General features: G+C 42.6%; 16 protein-coding genes and 1 riboswitch. Of the genes, 10 read left to right on the forward strand and 6 right to left on the reverse strand.

Annotated elements, in window-relative coordinates:
• Nucleotides 1-16 precede the first annotated feature (16 nt).
• Both KA713_04370 and KA713_04375 read left to right on the forward strand, forming a co-directional pair.
• Nucleotides 17-1,690, forward strand: coding sequence for a hypothetical protein (locus tag KA713_04370; GenBank protein UXE67844.1), 1,674 nt, complete (start codon nucleotides 17-19; stop codon nucleotides 1,688-1,690).
• A gap of 115 nt (nucleotides 1,691-1,805) precedes the next feature.
• The gene (locus KA713_04375; GenBank protein ID UXE67845.1) at nucleotides 1,806-2,996 is read left to right on the forward strand and encodes an ATP-binding protein; all 1,191 of its coding nucleotides are present in this window, start codon (nucleotides 1,806-1,808) and stop codon (nucleotides 2,994-2,996) included.
• Here the strand turns inward: KA713_04375 and metF are convergent.
• The 4 genes from metF to KA713_04395 form a co-directional block, all read right to left on the reverse strand.
• Nucleotides 2,993-3,949 carry a methylenetetrahydrofolate reductase [NAD(P)H] gene (metF, locus tag KA713_04380; protein UXE67846.1) on the reverse strand — a complete coding sequence of 319 codons (957 nt, stop codon included), beginning with the start codon at nucleotides 3,947-3,949 and terminating at the stop codon, nucleotides 2,993-2,995. The two genes, KA713_04375 and metF, sit on opposite strands and share 4 nt — an antisense overlap.
• A gap of 41 nt (nucleotides 3,950-3,990) precedes the next feature.
• Nucleotides 3,991-4,359, reverse strand: a complete 369-nt coding sequence (locus tag KA713_04385) for a four helix bundle protein (protein UXE67847.1) — start codon at nucleotides 4,357-4,359, stop codon at nucleotides 3,991-3,993.
• A 143-nt stretch (nucleotides 4,360-4,502) separates the two neighbouring features.
• Nucleotides 4,503-7,223 carry a methionine synthase gene (metH, locus tag KA713_04390; protein ID UXE67848.1) on the reverse strand — a complete coding sequence of 907 codons (2,721 nt, stop codon included), beginning with the start codon at nucleotides 7,221-7,223 and terminating at the stop codon, nucleotides 4,503-4,505.
• A gap of 61 nt (nucleotides 7,224-7,284) precedes the next feature.
• On the reverse strand, nucleotides 7,285-8,358 hold the full coding sequence (locus KA713_04395; protein UXE67849.1) for a homocysteine S-methyltransferase family protein: 1,074 nt from the start codon (nucleotides 8,356-8,358) through the stop codon (nucleotides 7,285-7,287).
• Nucleotides 8,352-8,468, reverse strand: a riboswitch (SAM riboswitch). It overlaps the preceding gene by 7 nt.
• 75 nt (nucleotides 8,469-8,543) lie before the next feature.
• Between KA713_04395 and KA713_04400 the strand changes: the two genes are divergently transcribed.
• The 4 genes from KA713_04400 to KA713_04415 are packed head-to-tail and all read left to right on the forward strand — an operon-like array spanning nucleotide 8,544 to nucleotide 11,484.
• Nucleotides 8,544-9,491 carry a phosphatase gene (locus KA713_04400; GenBank protein ID UXE67850.1) on the forward strand — a complete coding sequence of 316 codons (948 nt, stop codon included), beginning with the start codon at nucleotides 8,544-8,546 and terminating at the stop codon, nucleotides 9,489-9,491.
• 24 nt (nucleotides 9,492-9,515) lie between these two features.
• On the forward strand, nucleotides 9,516-10,418 hold the full coding sequence (locus KA713_04405; protein ID UXE67851.1) for a bile acid:sodium symporter family protein: 903 nt from the start codon (nucleotides 9,516-9,518) through the stop codon (nucleotides 10,416-10,418).
• A complete protein-coding gene (locus KA713_04410; GenBank protein ID UXE67852.1) occupies nucleotides 10,415-11,275 on the forward strand; it encodes a 1-acyl-sn-glycerol-3-phosphate acyltransferase in 861 nt (286 codons plus the stop codon). The genes KA713_04405 and KA713_04410 overlap by 4 nt, the downstream gene beginning before the upstream one ends.
• Nucleotides 11,254-11,484, forward strand: a complete 231-nt coding sequence (locus tag KA713_04415) for a hypothetical protein (GenBank protein UXE67853.1) — start codon at nucleotides 11,254-11,256, stop codon at nucleotides 11,482-11,484. The genes KA713_04410 and KA713_04415 overlap by 22 nt, the downstream gene beginning before the upstream one ends.
• A gap of 15 nt (nucleotides 11,485-11,499) precedes the next feature.
• Here KA713_04415 and KA713_04420 read toward each other — a convergent pair whose 3' ends face one another.
• Nucleotides 11,500-12,819, reverse strand: a complete 1,320-nt coding sequence (locus tag KA713_04420; GenBank protein UXE67854.1) for a saccharopine dehydrogenase NADP-binding domain-containing protein — start codon at nucleotides 12,817-12,819, stop codon at nucleotides 11,500-11,502.
• Between the two features lie 137 nt (nucleotides 12,820-12,956).
• Between KA713_04420 and cdd the strand changes: the two genes are divergently transcribed.
• Together cdd and KA713_04430 are read left to right on the forward strand one after the other, a co-directional pair.
• A complete protein-coding gene (cdd, locus tag KA713_04425) occupies nucleotides 12,957-13,421 on the forward strand; it encodes a cytidine deaminase (protein UXE67855.1) in 465 nt (154 codons plus the stop codon).
• Nucleotides 13,422-13,442: 21 nt separating this feature from the next.
• Nucleotides 13,443-13,709 carry a hypothetical protein gene (locus KA713_04430; GenBank protein ID UXE67856.1) on the forward strand — a complete coding sequence of 89 codons (267 nt, stop codon included), beginning with the start codon at nucleotides 13,443-13,445 and terminating at the stop codon, nucleotides 13,707-13,709.
• Nucleotides 13,710-13,957: 248 nt separating this feature from the next.
• Here the strand turns inward: KA713_04430 and KA713_04435 are convergent, their stop codons facing one another.
• A complete protein-coding gene (locus KA713_04435; protein UXE67857.1) occupies nucleotides 13,958-14,794 on the reverse strand; it encodes an alpha/beta hydrolase fold domain-containing protein in 837 nt (278 codons plus the stop codon).
• Nucleotides 14,795-15,423: 629 nt separating this feature from the next.
• On the opposite strand from KA713_04435, the gene KA713_04440 reads away from it, so the two are divergent.
• Together KA713_04440 and KA713_04445 are read left to right on the forward strand one after the other, a co-directional pair.
• Nucleotides 15,424-16,188 (forward strand): DUF928 domain-containing protein, encoded by a 765-nt coding sequence (locus KA713_04440; GenBank protein ID UXE67858.1) that lies wholly within the window; start codon nucleotides 15,424-15,426, stop codon nucleotides 16,186-16,188.
• A gap of 47 nt (nucleotides 16,189-16,235) precedes the next feature.
• Nucleotides 16,236-16,469: a hypothetical protein gene (locus KA713_04445; protein UXE67859.1), complete on the forward strand. Its 234-nt coding sequence runs from the start codon at nucleotides 16,236-16,238 to the stop codon at nucleotides 16,467-16,469.
• Nucleotides 16,470-16,733 lie beyond the last annotated feature (264 nt).

Genomic DNA, 16,733 nt, shown 5'->3' on the forward strand with positions numbered 1-16,733 from the left:
TAGAAAAAATTAAGCTATGAAAAAGACTAAACTAATATACATCGCGCTAACAGCCTCCCTTATCGTTGGGTCGTGTAAGCAAGAACCAATCAAACTAACTCCTCCAGAAGTTGTGACACCACCCGTTGTAACACCTTCTAAGGGTACGGCTGACTTCACGAAATTTGTAGCAATCGGTAATTCACTTACTGCAGGCTATCAAGCTGGTGCGCTGTTTACCGAAGGTCAAAAAAACTCACTTGGGGCAATCCTTGCGCAGCAGTTTGCAACTGTTGGTGGTGGAGCTTTTAACCAGCCCGACATTAATTCAGTTAATGGCTTTAACACCACAACTACCAACCCTCCAGCTGGTAGTGCTACTATTCTCGGAAGAATAGTATTGTTTGATCCAGACGGATCTGGGCCAAGAGCGGCCGGGCCTGCCGCATTGGGAACTCCGGCAAGAACAGTAACCTGCCCTTCAACAGTTTCAACACCTGCTGTACCCGGTTCAGGTGATGCCCCTACTGCTTTTTCTGGCAATAAGGCTACACTAAATAATTTCGGGGTACCGGGTATACAACTGATACAAGCGATCATACCACAAACTGGCGGCCCACCCACTGGTAACCCAGCATTCAATCCGTTCTATCAACGATTTGCTTCAAATCCTGGAACTTCAACTATATTAGTAGATGCCGTTGCAGCCAATGGTTCGTTCTTTATGTTCTTTTTGGGTAACAATGATATACTTGGATACGCTACAACCGGTGGGTCCGGTGCTATTCCATTAACAACACTTGGAGGTGCTCCCGGGCCAGGAACTGGGTTTCAGGCTACCTATCAATCAATCATAGCCACCCTACTTGCAGCAAATCCAAATTCAAAAGGCGTTGTGGGCAACATACCAAACGTAACAAACATTCCGTTCTTTATTACGGTGAGGTTTAATGCCGTAACCCTTACATCCGAACAGGCCACTGCTCTGAATTTTGGTTTTGCTGGATATAACGCAATACTTGATGCCATAAAGGCCAACCCTGGTCTATTGGCTTTATCTGGTTCTACTGCGGCAAACTTAGACGCTCGAAAAGTTACTTATGCTGCAGGGGCAGGTAATAGAATATTAATCGCAGAAAAGTCTCCCGAGTTCCCTGACTTAGGAGCTACCTTCGATGCGCTTCGAACCGCTGGTCAGATAACCCAAGCCCAACGAGATGGGTTGGAGCTATACAGAAGAGTAAGACAAGCCACAGCCACTGACTTAATTGCTCTTTCTGCTGGAGCCGTTCTCGGGTCATGCTTTAATAATACTCCCACTGCAATTATAGGAACGTCAGTGCCACTCGCTGATCAGTTTGTTTTGATACCCTCTGAAATTCAAGCTATTCTCACCAGAACAGCCGAGTTCAATGATGTTATTAAAGCTGCTGCGGATAATAGTAACAACAGAATTGCTTTGGCGGACGTAAATGCAGTGTTCGCTAAACTAATAACAGATCGCCTCCAGATAATCGATGGAGTTGCCGTCTCGCCAAGTTTTGCGCCCCCAACAGGTGTTTTCTCTGAAGATGGAGTTCACCCCAATAACAGAGGTTCTGCCTACTTGGCTAATGTGTTCATTGATGCAATTAACGCGAAGTTTAATGCAACAATACCTCGAGCTAACTTGTCGAAGTTCAGCGGAACATTTATACCTATTAATCCTTAATTGTCTTCCGTTATTTTAAAAAGGGCTTCGGCCCTTTTTTTATTGCTCAACTATTTTCAAGTCATTTACGCTTTACTCAATACTTTGAGTATTTTTACTCAATATATTGAGCAAAATGTCAAATGTATTCATTCGCACTCATTATCAACAAGTTGTAGATAGGCTAAACGAACCAAGAAAGTTCATTCAGGCTATCTATGGCCCTCGTCAGGTGGGGAAAACCACTGTTGTAACACAAGTCTTAAGGGGCTTAAAAACCCCGCATTTGTTTGTCTCAGCCGATGACACGAACTCTAATCCTGCATGGATTGACTTGCAATGGGATACCGCGCGCCAACGCGCCAAGCAATTGGAATCAGCCGATTTTATATTAGTCATTGACGAGATTCAAAAAATTGGCAATTGGAGTGAAGCGGTCAAAAAGAATTGGGACTTGGATACTCAACAAGGAACAGCCATCAAAGTTTTGCTGTTGGGATCCTCCCGTCTATTGCTACAACAAGGCCTGACGGAGTCTTTAGCAGGTCGATTCGAATCCATTTTCATGGGGCATTGGACGTTCCCAGAAATGAATGCAGCTTTTGGCTGGGATGCCAACACCTACACTTGGTTTGGAGGCTATCCGGGAGCCGCATCACTAATCAATGACCCAGAAAGATGGAGAAACTACGTTTCGGATTCACTCATAGAATCCAGTATTTCGCGCGACATATTGATGCTGACACGTGTTGATAAGCCCGCCTTGATGCGAAAGCTCTTTGAATTGGGATGCACGTACTCTGGTCAGATTTTGTCCTACACCAAAATGCAAGGACAATTGCAAGATGTTGGAAACACTACTACGCTCGCCAACTACTTGCACCTGCTTGATACCGCAGGGTTACTAGGCGGGCTTGAAAAATTTTCTTCTAACAAATTGTCCGTGCGTAGCTCTAGCCCCAAATTTCAAGTTCACAATAATGCCCTGTTAGCAGTGCAACGCTCGGAGACACTAAGCGAAGCTCTTTCAAAGCCTGAATTGTGGGGTCGCTTTGTAGAGTCTTCCATCGGAGCATTTCTGATCAACGAATCGCTTCGCGACAAGTTTAATGTGCACTATTGGAGGCACCGAAACCACGAAGTAGATTTTGTGTTGGAACAACGCGGCAAAGTAATTGGATTGGAGATCAAAAGTGGCGCAAAACAAAAAGCCTCTGGGATGGCAGCCTTTCAAAAAGAAATGAGCCCAGACAAAGTCTTTTTGATCGGCAGTAGCGCTTTGCCCTGGGAAGAATTTTTACGAATGCGTCCTGCCGAATTATTCTAGAACAACTGCTTGGCAATTTTATAAATCGGATCTGATTTGCCCATAGAATAGAAGTGCACCAAAGGCACACCAAACTTCATGAGTTCTTTGGATTGATTTACACACCATTCTATTCCTAATTGCTTTACGGCTACGTTGTCTTTGCACTTCTCTATTTCATCGGCAAGTTCTTCAGGCAGGTCTATGTGGAAAATCGTTGGGAGAACATTGGCCTGAACCTTTGCGGTAATTGGCTTAATGCCCGGAATGATAGGGACGGTGATTCCCGTTTCTCTGCATTTGTCTACAAACTCAAAATAGGCTTTGTTTTCGAAAAACATTTGAGTAACAATGTACTCTGCACCCAAGTCCACCTTGTTCTTTAAAAATTTCAAATCTGTCTTTAGATTAGGCGCGGAAAAATGTTTCTCGGGATAGCCAGATACACCAATGCAAAAATTAGTTGGTGTAGCATGTTGTAGCTCCTCATCAATAAACTTGCCGTTGTTCATGTTCACAATTTGTTCCACCAATTCAGATGCATAGCGGTGGCCATCCGGTTCGGGTATAAATTTAGCTTCAGATTTAATGGCATCTCCCTGTAGCGCCAACACATTATCAATGCCTAAAAACTGTAAATCAATCAATGCATTTTCTGTCTCTTCTCTATTAAAGCCGCCACAAATAATGTGAGGCACCGTATCGACCTTGTAGTGATTTTGAATGGCCGCGCAAATGCCAACCGTTCCAGGTCGTTTGCGGGTAGATCTTTTCTCTAATAGCCCATTCTCTTTTTTCTTGTACACATACTCTTCTCTGTGATACGTCACATCAATAAATGGAGGTTTGAATTCCATCAATGGATCCATGTTATCAAACAAGGTTCTGATATTTTCGCCCTTCAAAGGCGGAAGAATTTCAAGACTAAAAAGGGTTTTGCCGTTGGCGTTCTTTATGTGATCGATTACTTTCATGTGTTGATGTGTTAATGTTTTAACGTGTTAAAATGTTGATGTTACTTTTTGTTTCGTAGATAACGAATGAGGGCGAGAGTTATACTTTTGGTTTCTTCTGCTTTCTTACTTATCTCCATTATCTTATCTTCCGGTAAATAGTTTAAATCGATTAACACATAGGTGATGCTTTTTACTTCCATCGCGGAACTTTGCGCAATCTCCAAGAATCGGATAAACTCTTTATCGCTTGCCCTGCCAAATCCCTCAGCAATATTATTCATTGTCGACAAGGCTGCCCTTCTAATTTGACTTTTCGTGTCAAAATCTTTAACAAACTTCCCATCTTCACAAGCTACATATACCATTTTCACTAGCTCTCTCGCTGCCTGCCAACATTTCAAGTCCTCAAACTTCTCAATCTTTGCCACGACTAAAAATTATTCTAGAGACATTAACACTTGGTAACCTTAACACTTCAACACTTCAACACCTCAACACTTCAACACCTCAACACTTCAACACTTCAACACTTCAACACTTCAACACTTCAACACATTAATACTTCCACACCTCAATACGCTAAATTCGGACTCAACCATCTCTCCATCTCTTTCAAATCCATGCCCTTCCGATTGGCATACTCTACCACTTGGTCTTTCTCAATTTTTCCCAAGCCAAAATACTTTGACGCTGGATGAGAAAAATAATAGCCACTGACGGCTGCGGTTGGGTACATGGCAAATGACTCGGTGAGTGTGATGCCTATTTCCTTTTCAGCATCCAACAGTTCAAAAATTGTTTTCTTTTCGGTATGGTCGGGACAAGCCGGGTAGCCCGGTGCAGGACGAATGCCTTGGTAATTTTCACCGATCAACTCTTCTACACTTATGTTTTCCTCTTTAGCATAACCCCAAAACTCCTTTCTTGTTTTGGCATGAAGCAATTCTGCAAACGCTTCGGCCAAACGATCGGCCAGCGCCTTGGCCATAATCTCAGAATAGTCATCTTGCTTGGCTTTGTATTCTTCCACCAATTTCTCTAAACCAATACCTGCCGTTACGGCAAACATACCAATGTAATCTCGCTTTCCAGTTGATTGCGGTGCCGTGAAATCGGACAAACAAAAATTAGGAAGGTCTTTCGCTTTCTTGTTTTGCTGACGAAGGAAGTGTAAGGTAGCCAGTTGATCTTGCTCATTCTTTTGATATAGCACTACATCATCTGTATCGGTGCTGTTAGCAGGATAGAATGCCAAAATACCGTTGGCCGATAATTTTCTTCCAACAATAATTCGTTGGAGCATGACTTGCGCATCGTCAAATAATTTCTTCGCCTCCACTCCTACTGTTTTATCTTTAAAAATATCGGGGTAGCGGCCAAACAACATCCACGTTTGGAAGAATGGTGTCCAATCGATGTATTCCGCAATTTCTTCTAAAGGATAATTCACCAAGGTACGCTTACCAATAAAAGCAGGTTTATGAAGGGTTGCAGCATCCCAATCGATTTTTACTTTGTTCTTGCGCGCTTCTACTAGTGAAATATAGTTTTTAAGTTGTTGTTTTCCTTCATGATCTTTTCGCAACTCTACATATTCTTGCTTGATCTTTGCTTTGAATTTTCCTCTCGATAGCGGATTGATCAATTCACTTGCTACCGGCACCGACCGGCTTGCATCCAGCACATGCACCACGGGACCATCATACACAGGATCAATCTTTACAGCCGTGTGCAAGCGAGAAGTGGTAGCTCCACCAATCAACAAAGGCAAATCCATTTTCTCGTGCTGCATTTCTTTCGCCACATGCACCATCTCATCGAGTGATGGAGTTATCAACCCACTCAATCCAATAATATCTACTTTTTCTTCTTTGGCGCGCTGAATAATTTTTTCTGCAGGCACCATCACACCCATGTCCACTACATCGTAGTTGTTGCAAGCCAATACCACGCCCACAATGTTTTTACCAATGTCATGCACATCTCCCTTCACCGTGGCCATCAAAATTTTGGCGGCCGGTTGCCCCGAATCACCCGTAAGTCTTTTCTCTTCTTCTAAAAAAGGCGTGAGGTACGCAACCGACTTTTTCATGACACGCGCACTTTTTACCACTTGGGGCAAAAACATTTTACCCGCCCCAAACAAATCACCGACTACATTCATACCTGCCATCAGCGGTCCTTCGATCACATGCAAGGGGCGGCCATACTTTTGCCTAGCCTCTTCGGTATCTACGTCCACAAAATCAATAATGCCTTTTACCAACGAATGGGTGATCCGCTCTTCGATTGTACCATTTCGCCAGGCATCATCCACTTCCTTTTTCTTACCGGCACCCTTTACTGTTTCGGCCAGTTCCAACAGTCGCTCTGTGGCATCCTCGCGCCTGTTCAACAATACGTCTTCTACGCGTTCCAATAATTCTTTAGGTATCTCATCATACACTTCTAGCATGGTCGGATTCACGATGCCCATGTCCATCCCATTTTTGATGGCATGATACAGAAATGCCGAGTGCATGGCTTCGCGCACCAATTGATTTCCGCGAAAGCTAAACGATACGTTACTCACACCACCGCTTACGTGCGCCCCGGGTAAATTTATGCGAATCCATTTAGTTGCCCTGAAAAAATCAAGCGCATAATTTTTATGCTCATCAATACCCGTTGCCACAGGAAAAATATTGGGGTCAAAAATGATGTCCTGTGGAGGAAACTTTACTTGATCTACCAATATATCATAGGCTCTCTTGCAAATTGAGATTCTTCGTTCATACGTATCGGCCTGACCTTGTTCATCAAATGCCATCACCACGGTGGCTGCCCCGTACCGCTTCACCAATTTAGCTTGCTTGATAAATTCTTCTTCACCCGCTTTTAAGCTAATCGAATTAACGATGCCCTTGCCTTGCAAACATTTCAATCCGGCTTCAATCACTTCCCATTTCGATGAGTCAATCATCACGGGTATGCGCGAAATCTCTGGCTCAGATGCCATCAAATTCAAAAACTTGACCATGGCAGCTTTTGAATCGAGCATGCCCTCGTCCATATTCACATCAATCACTTGCGCCCCTCCACGCACTTGATCCAATGCCACTTCTAATGCTTCATCAAATTTATCTTCTTTGATAAGCTTTAGAAACCGTGCCGATCCCGTTACGTTGGTTCGCTCGCCAATGTTTACAAAATTGGATTCGGGTGTGATGACTACGGCTTCAAGGCCGCTTAGTTTTAGTCTTAAGTCAACAGACAATGGACGATTCGTGATAGATGATGGTTGCTCACTCATTTATTTGATGGAATTTCTTAATGCTTGATTAAATTTGGTGATCATGGCTGCAAAACATTGACTAAAGACTATCTATTATTGACAATGGACTATCGACCAGCCGCGGCTTATATTTCTTCGCTATGTTCGCAATCACTTTAATATGATCGGGAGTAGTACCACAACAACCGCCCACGATATTCACCAATCCTTCTTTCAAAAATTCCTCCATCTGCACACCCATCTCTTGTGGGGTTTGGTCATAATGACCAAAGGCATTGGGCAAGCCTGCATTGGGGTAGGCACTGGTAAAGAAAGGCGCATGGTCGTTCAACACTTGCAAGTAAGGTCTTAACTGAGCTGCACCCAAGGCGCAATTCAACCCCACGCTCAATAAAGGAACATGCGAGACTGAAATCAAAAACGCTTCTGTTGTTTGACCTGATAACGTTCTTCCACTTGCATCTGTAATAGTTCCTGAAACCATTACTGGTACTTGCTTGCCTATTTCTTCAAACAATTCTTGCACGGCAAACAAAGCTGCTTTGGCATTGAGGGTATCAAAAATGGTCTCAATCAACAATAAATCTGCCCCTCCATCTATCAACCCTTTTGCTTGCTCTTTGTAGGCAATTCGCAAATCATCGAACGTAATGGCACGGTAACCCGGATTATTTACATCAGGGGATAAAGATGCTGTTCGGTTGGTGGGTCCCAAGGCACCGGCTACAAACCGTGGTTTGTTCGGTTCGTGCGTGGTAAATTCATCAGCTACTTCCCTTGCAATTTTTGCTGATTGAAAATTAAGTTCGTACGCCAACGATTCGAGGTGATAGTCGGCTTGGGCAACCGTGGTGCTGCTGAAGGTATTCGTCTCTACAATATCAGCGCCTGCCTCTAGGTACTGCTTGTGAATGTCTTTAATGATCTCAGGCTGCGTTATCGAAAGCAAATCATTGTTACCTTTTAGTGGTGAGGGGTGATTTTTAAATCGCTCTGCACGAAAATCCTCCTCCTCTAGTTTGTGGCGTTGTATCATAGTGCCCATAGCACCGTCCAGCACCAAAATCCTTTCTTTCAAAATGTCTTGAATATTCACTCTTTCTGTTGTTTTTGGTTGGGTATCCAGAAAGAGCCTTGATGATTGGCCGCTCATCTTCTCCCGTATCCGATTGAAATCGGAGCGAGAAGGGAATTAGCACCCAGTTGTGGGCTAGGTTGCTAAGACGTCTACGGGCCCGGTCCCTCGGTCTTTCTGGATAAGCGATGCAAAGAAACGCAAATTGATAGTAATTAAAAAGACAAAGTGCTTATTTTGATGCATTATTCAACCACGATCCATTGAAACTCGCAGCAATTGACATCGGCTCCAACGCCATTCGTTTTCAGGTCTCTTCCGTGCTGGAAAGCGACAACCAAGTTTTGTTTAAGAAAATGGAATACGTTCGTTTTCCGCTGCGCTTAGGTCACGATGTTTTTTCTACCAACCGCATTAGCAAAGGAAGCACCATCAAGTTTAAAAAATTGATGAATGCCTTTAAGTTGTTATTGGAACTGTACGAAGTGGACGATTACATGCTCTGTGCCACTTCCGCCATGCGGGAGTCAGAAAATGGTGCGCAGATAGCAAAAGAAGTAAAAGATGAATTGGGGATTTCAATCGAAATCATTGATGGTAAAAAAGAGGCAGAGCTAATTGACAAAGCCATTCAATCATACTTAGGAAACAAAACCTACTTGCACATTGATGTGGGCGGTGGTAGCACCGAACTAAATTTATATTTTGGTGGAAAGAAGATAAAAACCAAATCATTTAAGGTTGGCTCAGTGCGGATATTGGAGCACCACGATTTGCCCTCAGTATGGTTGGAGATGGAGAAATGGGTGAAAGAAAATATCAAAAAAGAAATGGGCAAAGTAACAGCGGTGGGCACTGGGGGAAACATTAGTAAGATTTATGAGCTCTCAAAACTTAAGCCCGACCAACTGCTATCGTTAAAAAAAATGTATGGGGTAAAGGAAATGATTGAGCGGCATACCATTGAAGAACGTATCTACAAACTTCAAATGAACCCCGATCGTGCCGATGTGATTTTGCCAGCGAGCAGCATCTACCTGACCGTAATGGAGTGGGCCAGTGCAAAAGAAATTTTTGTGCCGGAGGTAGGTTTGAAAGACGGCATCATGCTCTATTTGTTTGAGCGTAATTCAAAAAAGAAAAAAATTGGGTTTGTCAATACAGAAGATCAATCGCTGGGCAAAAAAACAACCGCAATTGGGAAGAAGTAACTATAAAGGCTGAAACCAAAGTACATGCCCGCTCCTGCTATTCAATTTTCGCCACAAAGTCTTACTCTTTTAAATGTATGCTTGGCCATCATTATGCTAGGTGTTGCATTGGAAATAAAGCGGGAACACTTCCTGGAATTGGTTAACGAAAAAAAAGCAATTATCACCGGCTTGTTAGCACAATTGGTTTTGCTGCCATTCCTTACGTTTCTATTGGTAAGCATCCTTCCGCTATCACCGGGGTTGGCGCTGGGCATGATGCTAGTTGCCGCCTGCCCAGGTGGCAATGTGTCGAACTTTTTTTCCTATTGGGCAAAAGGAAATGTAGCCCTATCCGTTTCGCTTACCGCTTTCTCTTCATTATTGGCTTTCGTTTTAACCCCTTTAAATTTTTTCTTTTGGTCTTCTCTCCTACCCCATCTATCCACTGAAGTAAAAACATTCTCAGTTGACTTTTGGTCGTTGTTTCTTAACATGATTGCCATCTTACTTTTGCCGTTATTATCGGGAATGTGGGTTGCCGAAAAGTATCCTCGGCTAACAACAAAAATCAGTAAACCACTTCAATGGGTCTCTTTACTCATATTGGCGACTTTCATTTTGGTGGCCATAAAAAACAATGCCGAAGTATTTATGAATGGGTTTGGCCAAGTTTTTTGGATTGTGTTAATCCATAATGGTACAGCCCTGCTTGCTGCCTATTTTTTCAGTGCGTGGTTAAAAAATAATGAAGCCAACAACCGAACCATCGCCATCGAAACAGGAATTCAAAATTCTGGGTTAGGCCTGATTTTGATTTTTACTTTTTTCGATGGACATGCCGAAATGGCTTTGGTGGCTGCATGGTGGGGCGTGTGGCACCTGATCAGTGGTTTTTCGTTCGCGTCTTGGATGCGCTGGCGATCTCTTGCATCTTTACGAGCATGAGGATTGCATTCTATTTTTTATTAAAGCAATACTGTCGCCTGGCCCTCTACTTCTTTTACCGAAAATGGCAGGTGCAGGGGAAAGAAAATATTCCTCCAGGGCCGGTGATTTTTGTAGCCAATCACCAAAATGCTTTTTTAGATGCCGTGCTGGTAAGTTGCAGCACCCAACGCAACCCTTGGTTCTTAACGCGGGCAAGTGTGTTCGGAAAATCGTGGTCAAATGTTTTATTAGGCTGGCTAAGAATGATACCGGTGTATCGGTTTCGCGATGGGTTTGCCAGTCTTCGCAAGAGCGAACAAGCCATGGAAAGATTTACCGATCTTCTTCAGCGAGGAGAGAGTATTTTGATTTTTGGTGAAGGGAATCATGCCGAGCGATGGACCTTGCGCCCGCTGCAAAAAGGGTTTGCGCGGATTGCCATCGACTCCGAAGAAAAAAGCAACTGGCGGCTAGGGGTTAAAATCATCCCTGTTGGACTGCAGTACGATGAACTTCACCAATCGGGATCGCGCGTACTGGTTAGCTTTGGCAAACCCATTACGGTTGGTTCGGATAATACGATTACTACTGATAAAAACAAACAATTGAATAACCTTGTTCAGAAAACCACAGAAGGCTTGAAGACTTTAATGGTGAACCTGGGAAGTGTTGACTATGCTGCTCGCGCTCGTTATTTTTTATCGCAACGAACTATTAAAAAAGATTTGGTTGAACAGCTTCGCTACGATGAGCAATTGCTCCTCAGCCTCGAATCAGGAAATACCCGTGAAAAGCCCCACGTAAAAAACAACTCAACAATCCGATTTTCTGGTATGCTTACCTCAATACAATTTTGCCGAGAAGCATTATACTGAAAATCATCCAGAAAAAAGTTAAAGACCTTCAGTTTATAGGCTCACTAAAGTTTGCTTCGGGCATGGTGTTAGTGCCCATTTTTATAGTGCTGCAAAGTTTAGTGGTGTTCTACCTATTGAACCTTGCCATTGCCGTTGGTTACGCGGTTTCTGTTTTTGTGGCATTTAAGTTGGGAAATACTGCGACCGAGACAATCATAGATGGGTAAATGGAAGCCTGAAATTTAACCATGAATCAATCGTATTCCCAGTTCACTTAGTTCTTCTAAAACTGGCTCATAAATTTCCCTCGTTACTGGAATCATCACACCACGTTGTTCTATTTTCCCTTGCAGCAAAAGCTTGGCCGCAATACCCAAAGGCAAACCTACCGTTTTGGCCATGGCCGTGCTTATTTCATCATCGCCTTTAGCAGTCAGGTAAGCCTGTATTTCTTTTTCCTTTCCATCCTTCAAAAATTTAAAGCGGTGCCACATCACTATAAAATCTTTATCACCTGCTTGCAGTTTCCACTTTTTGTTTAAAATGTGTTCTAGAATTTGAGCGGGTGTGCCGTTGGCTAGACCAACCAATTCATCCGAAAACAATCCGCTCCAGCGCAAGCGTTTCAATTCTTCACTGTCGAATTTCAAATCGAACATGAGTTCCAATTTCTCTTCGATCGATTCATCTTGCAAATCCAAGAACGAGATGATGAAACTTCGATGTGTCATCGAGGCAACATTCTCCATCCAATAGCCATCGTCACAGCAACCTGCTTGTACGAGGATATTCCACGCACTGCAATAGCCTTGGTTGCGCAACGTGCCGCGCAGCATCGTTTTGATTCCTTGCAATTGGTAGGTATCTAAGTACGAAAGTGAATCGCGATTGGCATAGCCTTCGTACGCGCCAAAACCCGGAACGGTTACGGGGGTAATTCGTTGAAACAACTGTTGGTACGGAATAAATTTATACTCACCGTTTTGCAAATACTTGGCCGTGCTTTGTCCTGCCATCACCACATTGCGCGGGTTCCAAGTGAATTTATAGCGCCATGGGTTTTCAGGATCGGTTTCGGGGGCAATCAATCCACCTGTGAAAGATTCAAAAGAGGTAAGCTTCCCCTCTTCTGATTTGATTTGATCGATTACTTGCATGGCACTCATATGGTCGATGCCCGGATCAAGCCCACATTCATTCAAAAAAAGTAATCCTTTTTGTAATGCTTCGTCATGAAATGACTTCATCTCTGGTGAAACATAACTCGCGGTAAGCAAATGTTTGCCCTTCGCTAAACAAATTTTGGCCACCAATGAATGGAGGTGTGCTGGTATCAACGATATGACCACATCTGCAGAACCAATTGCTGCTTGACTCTGTTCGAGATGCTGAATATCAAATGAAATAGCGGTTGCTTTTCCATTGCCAATGCGTGTTTCGGCAGCTTGCTTTGAAACATCTCCTACGGTAACTCTCCATTCAAATTTTTCAGCTTGCTTAATGATGTAATCAATCAATGCTGAAGACGAGCGGCCTGCTCCCAATACTAAAATATTTGCCATGGCTCAAAGGTAATGGTCAATAGTCAATGGCCAATGAGAAACAGCGATAAGAAATTAATTTTTACGCGTAAGATAGCTTGCAATTATTCTAACTCCTATCTACTAAATTCTAACTTCTAATTTCCGTATATTTGATTATGAAAGATTTTGAAGTATATCGTTCTTTAGAAGAGCTTGATGCCGAATCGAAGTATTTGGTTCATAAAGCAAAAGATGCCACCGCGCATGCTTACGCTCCTTATTCCAAATTTCATGTGGGGGCGGCAGTTATTTTAGAAGATGATACGGTTGTAATAGGAGCCAATCAAGAAAATGCTGCTTACCCGCTTTGCATGTGTGCTGAGCGGGTGGCCTTGTACGCGGCCATTTCTGCGCACCCCGAAAAAAAGATAACCAAGCTGGCGGTGGTGGCCCACAAGAAAAACCATAAAGAGTTGGTGCCGGCCACCTCGTGCGGGGCATGTCGCCAAGTGATATTGGAGTTTGAGCACCGCCAACAAGCACCCATTCAAATCATACAATTAGCGGCCGAGGGGCAATGGATCATCAGCAAAGATTCAGGCTGCTTGCTTCCGTATCATTTTTCGAAGGAGAATTTGTAAGAGTGGTGCTGAGTTGATGCTATGGCTCATTCAATTTGCATTGTTGTTGCTCTCGCCTATTTTCTCCTATTCGTCTTTGTTTTTATCAGCACCTTCGTTTACAATAAATTCAATGGAAGCATTATCGAGAAGGAGCTAGTCATTTACCTCCATACGTTACCATGGATGTTGTTTGTGAATCAATTTACTAAAAATGCGGGCTATTCTCAGCGTATAAAAAATAAACCCACATTATGCATTAGAGAATTTCAATCATCTTGTAAATTAATGAAAATGAGCACCTTGTAGCGAGTTTTATTCCAAACCACTCTAATGCTATGCATTAGAACTTAAGTTATTGATTCTCTTGAAGAAAAAAGTTATCAACTTAGTTTAATGCATAATTCGGGATGAACAAGCAACAGCAAGTAAAAAAGAGATGGTCAGTAGTTTATTTTTCATAGGGTGCTTTTTGGAAGATAAAAATTGAATTTGTCAATTTAGGTATTATTGAAATTTGTTAGTGATGAAGCAATATAAGTCATTGCTTTTTTAGACTACCTGTTAAGAAAGCTATTGTATTTTACTTTAGCCTCCGGGCTATCAAATAAGGCCGTGTGCTCATAGTTAGCCACGTCAAAAAATTGACGATCCTTGCAATTGCTGCATTGAGTTACCTTTTGTTTAAACGTAGGCCAAGATGTTAGTTGGATTTGCGCATCTAACAACCCTTGAATAAATAAGATGTCAGACTTAAAGCCATCGGCAAAGAACAAGAGTGAACGTTGTTGGTAGGCATTGCTATTGGATGAGGTGCTTCCGTAGACACTTCGAAGCAAGTCGCAGGTAACAGAGGCAGGTGTCCTATCACTTTCTTCTAACTGACACCTCAGGATCAAATCAAGCGGGCCCGGGGCGTTGGCAACAACACCGTTTGTTTCGTGCATTCTGTTGAGTCGGGTAACAATGTAGCCTCCTTGTGAGTGGCCTACCAAAAAAATCTTTTTCACTGTAATTCCCAATTCTTGACTCGCTTTGTTTTTTACCCAGAGCAAGGCGGCTTCAGATTGTTTTACATTATCGCCCATTAAAAGACCTTCTTCGGGGTAAGCAACACTTACAAACATAACATCTTTTCGATCGGTAATTTTCTTGACAGCGTCCAGCGTTGTATTGGCGGCTGTAAGGATTTTGCTATCCAAGAAAACCGTGCCGTGGTAGGCAACAATCACATCCAGTACATTGCCCTCGGGTTTGTCAATAACTACATCAACCGATACATTGTTGAAGTTGACAGACCGGGTTTCTTTTATTGGTGGAGATGGGATGCTAGCAATTTGATCCTTACCGCAGGCAAGAGTCACGAAAAAAGCAAATAAAAAGGCGGTGCGCATGATTGAAACTGTTTGCTGCCTTGGACTGATTTATTATCGGAGGGTTTAATCGACAGTCGATATTTTTGAAAATATTGAAGAGAGCTTCGCAATGTCTAAACCACTGGTGTTAGCCTCCGCTAAGACCCACCATTTAACAAGCGTCCGCTTGTATAAGCTATTCCAAATAATCAATTCCACCTTAGCTTTTCTAATTGCAATTGATAACTGTAAACGTTACAAAAATACAATTTGCTGTGATCGTGAAATTTGTATTTTCTGCCCATATACAAATGTATTAAATGGAGTGAACATGAGCGCACGCTAAGACCAGAGGGGAAAAAGAAGGCAAGGCTGCGGAAGTAATAAAATCCAACAGAACAAAAACTTCGCGAGACTAAGGGGCTATTTATTAATTGAGGCATCTCTTAAAACCTTTCGTTCACGCTGGTCGCCTGACCAGCGTGCGCACAAACACTACAATAATCTAAAACTAGATGCTGGCGTGCGAAACAAGTTGTTGGTCAGCGACCAACAACTACTACTAAAAATTACTTTTTGACCAACGACAACTAAGGTTTTCCTTAAAGAAATAAAATCTATCAATGCTTTTGGTTGATTTTTGGAATATCCTTAATACATTTAGTGTTATGAAAATAGGCATATTTTCTTTTTACCCAGTGCTAGTAGGGTTACTGATTGGCTGCTCTGGCCAAGAAGATGAGGTTAAAATTGTTAACAACCCTCCAATAGCAAATTTTCGCATTGTAGAAACTGCTGATAAGTTTTCTCTGGATGGAAGCCTTTCAATTGATCCCAATGGTGATTCACTCACTTATAAGTGGAGCACCACTTCTGCATTGCTTACCATCGCGTCCCCCACTGCACCTAAGACTTTTTTTAGCGTGCCTAATGTAGCTCAGTCATTTACCACAGAAGTGAAGCTGGAATTGAAAGATGGAATTAATACCGTTCACTCCACACAAACTGTGCGTATTCCAGCCATTAACCAAATGGTGATATACGGACTAGGTATAAATTTAATCAAAAGTGTAAGCAACAATACTAATTACAATTGGTACTATGACCAGGCGAACTCCGGTACTTACTCATCAATCAACTGCGGACCAACTTCTGTTTCCATGGCCATCAAATGGACTAATGAGTTTACAAATAGCAGTCCTATAGCGGCACGAAATGTATACGGAGCAAATGGCGGGTGGTGGCAAACCTTTGATATTATTAACTATTTAAATGACAATAATGTCGCTAATTCAACCATTAGCTTGGCTTCTATTGACATTTTGAAAGATAAAATTGACAAGGGCAAAATCATCATTCTTTGCCTAGATATGTATTTTGTACAAATATCAAACCAATGCCACCTATCATCACAGCAAATTCTATCATACTGACTCACCTAGATTGGGTCACTTTATTGTGGTGAAAGGATACAAGGAAGTTGATAAATGAAACTTTCTTTGAAATCTATGATCCATACAGTTATGGCGAGCGATATGCAGACGGTTCGTTGAAAGGAAAAGATCGCTACTACAAAGCTGCGGACTTAGATTTAGCCACTAACAACTGGTGGGATTATGCGATCGTAGTTTCTAAAAACACTTCTGGGGGTAGGATGTCTGCAGAGCTTGATGCCGTTGATCTAAGTACGATTATTCATAAATCCGGTCGCTGATTGCTATTGAAACTGGATATCAACGCGTAAACGTTCTATAGTAGGAAAACGTGTTCATTTAGGAGAAGCGGCAATTCCCCTACTTAGTCATTCTTTAAAAGCAACGCACACTCCAGTCGCGCAACCATGAAGTACCTGCAGCTAATTTTTCAATCCCTTCTTTACTGGTAAAGTCATGATTGTGATTCACTGAATCCGCAATGCCGCACCACGGTTCTATGCAGATGGATTATGAGTTGCAAAATTTTATGTTGATCAACTATC

The organism is Chryseotalea sp. WA131a (assembly GCA_025370075.1).
In the GTDB taxonomy this organism is placed as follows: domain Bacteria; phylum Bacteroidota; class Bacteroidia; order Cytophagales; family Cyclobacteriaceae; genus ELB16-189.

What these genes read in the sequence shown, in the direction of transcription:
- KA713_04370 (UXE67844.1), top strand. Translation starts at nt 17, where the DNA reads ATGAAAAAGACTAAACTAATATACATCGCGCTAACAGCCTCCCTTATC.
- KA713_04375 (UXE67845.1), top strand. Translation starts at nt 1,806, where the DNA reads ATGTCAAATGTATTCATTCGCACTCATTATCAACAAGTTGTAGATAGG.
- metF (UXE67846.1), bottom strand. Translation starts at nt 3,949, where the DNA reads ATGAAAGTAATCGATCACATAAAGAACGCCAACGGCAAAACCCTTTTT.
- metH (UXE67848.1), bottom strand. Translation starts at nt 7,223, where the DNA reads ATGAGTGAGCAACCATCATCTATCACGAATCGTCCATTGTCTGTTGAC.
- KA713_04395 (UXE67849.1), bottom strand. Translation starts at nt 8,358, where the DNA reads ATGAGCGGCCAATCATCAAGGCTCTTTCTGGATACCCAACCAAAAACA.
- KA713_04405 (UXE67851.1), top strand. Translation starts at nt 9,516, where the DNA reads ATGCCCGCTCCTGCTATTCAATTTTCGCCACAAAGTCTTACTCTTTTA.
- KA713_04410 (UXE67852.1), top strand. Translation starts at nt 10,415, where the DNA reads ATGAGGATTGCATTCTATTTTTTATTAAAGCAATACTGTCGCCTGGCC.
- KA713_04420 (UXE67854.1), bottom strand. Translation starts at nt 12,819, where the DNA reads ATGGCAAATATTTTAGTATTGGGAGCAGGCCGCTCGTCTTCAGCATTG.
- cdd (UXE67855.1), top strand. Translation starts at nt 12,957, where the DNA reads ATGAAAGATTTTGAAGTATATCGTTCTTTAGAAGAGCTTGATGCCGAA.
- KA713_04430 (UXE67856.1), top strand. Translation starts at nt 13,443, where the DNA reads ATGGCTCATTCAATTTGCATTGTTGTTGCTCTCGCCTATTTTCTCCTA.
- KA713_04435 (UXE67857.1), bottom strand. Translation starts at nt 14,794, where the DNA reads ATGCGCACCGCCTTTTTATTTGCTTTTTTCGTGACTCTTGCCTGCGGT.
- KA713_04440 (UXE67858.1), top strand. Translation starts at nt 15,424, where the DNA reads ATGAAAATAGGCATATTTTCTTTTTACCCAGTGCTAGTAGGGTTACTG.